Here is a 2912-nt window from a genome sequence, read left to right on the forward strand (position 1 = left end):
ATGACCTCCAAGGAGTTAGCACAGAAATCGGTAACGTATCGAAAGAATATCCTCAAATACATTGTTGGGGCCAACGCAGGTCATACGGGCGGCAGTTTGTCGTGCGTCGACATCCTGAACGTACTCTACAACAACGTTCTGAATGTCAGCCCTGAATCCGCAAAATCGCCCGACCGCGACCGCTACATCCAAAGCAAAGGCCACACCGTCGAAGCCCTCTACGTAGTACTGGCCGATAAAGGATTTTTCCCAGAAACAGACCTGGAAACCCTGTGCAAATACAAATCGCACTACATCGGCCACCCAACGAAAAAAATTGCCGGTATCGAGCAGAATACGGGTTCGCTGGGGCATGGCTTGTCGCTGAGCGTCGGTACGGCGATTTCGGCCAGGCTGGATGAGAAACCGTTCCGGGTCTTTACATTGCTGGGCGATGGCGAACTTCCCGAAGGTTCCAATTGGGAAGCGGCACTGTTGGCGGCTCAGTACAAACTCGATAACCTCTGCGCCATTGTCGATAAAAACGGCTTGCAGATTACAGCCCCAACAGCCGATGTATGCAGCACCGACCCACTCGACGAGAAGTTTGAAGCCTTCGGCTGGTCGGTTCGGCACGTAGACGGTCACGATTTTGAAGCCCTGACCGAAGCCTTCGACGCGCTTCCCTTCGAGTCCGGCAAACCGAGCCTGATTATTGCCCATACTGTGAAAGGCAAAGGCATCAGCTTCATGGAAAATCAACTAAAATGGCACCACGGCGTACCGAATAAAGAGCAGTACGAACAGGCACTGGCCGAATTAACCACCGAATAGCTGGCAGACTAATAAAATGCGGCAGACTAAACGTACCCCTCAAGGCTTCTTTTGGCTGAGTTTGTTACTAAGCCTGATAACCTCGTTCACTAGTTTCGGGCAGTCGAAGGGCCTGGCGGGTGTGGAACCCCGAATGCGTGTCATCGTGGATAATGATTTCAGTGGCGATCCAGACGGCCTGTTCCAGCTAGCTCACTTACTCATGTCGCCTTCGGTAGAGATTCGGGCAATAATTGGCTCTCACCTACGAGTAAAGGATGGCTTCGACCCATCGGCAACGCAAGCCGACAATGCGGCAAAAAAAGCGCGTGAAGTTCTGCAAACGATGAATTTGACCAAAACCATTCCGGTCTTTGCAGGATCGAACGTAGCGATGGTAAACGACAGTACGCCCGTAAAAAACGAAGCCGTCAATTTTATCATTCAGGAAGCACTACGTACCGACACCAAATTACCGCTCTACGTAGTGTGCGGGGCCGGACTGACTGAAATTGCCTCGGCAGCGCTGAGCAATCCGCAGATTGCCGATAAACTGACACTCATCTGGATCGGTGGTCCTGAATACAATGAGTTAGCCCTGCCTCCGCCGGGCTATTCGGAAATAGAATACAATCTGAACATCGACCAGGCGGCTGCCCGGGTGGTCTTCAATCGGTCGGCGCTACGTTTGTGGCAAGTTCCCCGAAACGTATATCGGCAATGCCTGCTTTCGTATGCCCAACTGCTGACAAAGGTGAAGCCACGCGGCAAGACAGGGGCTTACCTGAGCGGAACCCTGGAGACGTTGATGACGCGTATTCAGAAGTTTATTAACATCGGCGAAACCTACGTACTGGGTGATAGTCCGCTGGTGCTTCTCACGGCCCTGCAGTCGTCGTTTGAGCCCGATCCTTCATCGAGTCAGTACGTAGTGCGGCAGGCTCCTCGCATCAACCAAGCCGGTACTTACGCCCATAACCACGCGGGCAGACCGATTCGGGTGTATACGCAACTGGACGTAAATCTGATGTTCGCTGATTTTTTCGCCAAACTAGAACTGATGAATCCTTAACGCTTTCATCGAATGGAAGAACCAACTCGGTTTTTCCAGAAACAAAACCAATACAACCATGGGAGACGTAATTACAGTAACTGATAAAAAAGCCCTGTCGAACCTAGACGTATTTTCCAGTACGTTGCAGGAATTGGCCAGCACTGACCGGCAGATTCTGGTCGTTACGAGCGATTCGCGGGGCTCAGGAAAACTCGTTCCGTTTGGGCAGAAATACCCGGCGCAACACATTGAAATCGGAATTGCCGAGCAGAATCTGGTCGGCGTAGCGGCTGGACTGGCCTCCACGGGCAAGAAAGTGTTTGCCGTATCGCCCGCCTGTTTCCTGAGCGCCCGTTCGTTCGAACAGATCAAAACCGACGTAGCGTACTCCGATAATCCGGTGAAACTCATCGGCATCAGCGCGGGCGTCAGCTATGGCGCGCTGGGATCGACACACCATAGCCTGCACGATTTTGCTGCGCTACGTGCCGTTCACAACCTGATCGTGGTAGCCCCCGCCGACAACTTCGAGACGGAGCAGGCCATCCGGCAAGCCGCTGAACTCAACCACCCGATTTATATCCGTTTTGGCAAGAAGCCCATGCCGCTTTTGTCGGACGAAAATCAGGAGTTTTCGTTTGGAAAAGGACGTATCATCTGCGAGGGTGATGATCTGGTGCTGGTAGCTACTGGCGAAACGGTCTATCCCGCGCTTCAGGCCGCCCGCCAGCTCGAAACCCTGCACGGCATTCGGGCGACGGTGGTTAGTATGCATACCATCAAGCCACTGGATTACGAACTGCTGGCGAACGTAGCGGCCAAAGGCTGCCCAATACTGACTGTTGAGGAACACAGTGTTTTCGGTGTTCTTGGTGAAGCCTGCGCGTCGTGTGTATTTCAGAATGGTTTCCGTAATTCGTTCAAAATCATGGGTATTCCCGATGAGTACACCGTTACCGGCTCGCAGGTTGAAATATTCAATCACTACGGTCTGTCGGAAAATGGGATCGCGAAAGAAGCGTTGACGTTGATGAATACATAATGAATTACCCCTAAATCCCCTAAA

At 52.3% G+C, this 2912-nt stretch carries 3 protein-coding genes; all 3 read left to right on the forward strand.

The window, feature by feature from the left end:
- Window positions 1-813, forward strand: an 813-nt coding sequence (locus ACOJS8_RS07755) for a transketolase (protein ID WP_420147968.1), incomplete at its 5' end; no start/stop codon positions are given.
- A gap of 16 nt (window positions 814-829) precedes the next feature.
- Window positions 830-1864 carry a nucleoside hydrolase gene (locus ACOJS8_RS07760; protein ID WP_420147969.1) on the forward strand — a complete coding sequence of 345 codons (1035 nt, stop codon included), beginning with the start codon at window positions 830-832 and terminating at the stop codon, window positions 1862-1864.
- Between the two features lie 58 nt (window positions 1865-1922).
- A complete protein-coding gene (locus ACOJS8_RS07765; protein WP_420147970.1) occupies window positions 1923-2888 on the forward strand; it encodes a transketolase family protein in 966 nt (321 codons plus the stop codon).
- Window positions 2889-2912: the final 24 nt, after the last annotated feature.

This window comes from Spirosoma sp. (genome assembly GCF_048594605.1).
GTDB lineage: Bacteria > Bacteroidota > Bacteroidia > Cytophagales > Spirosomataceae > Spirosoma.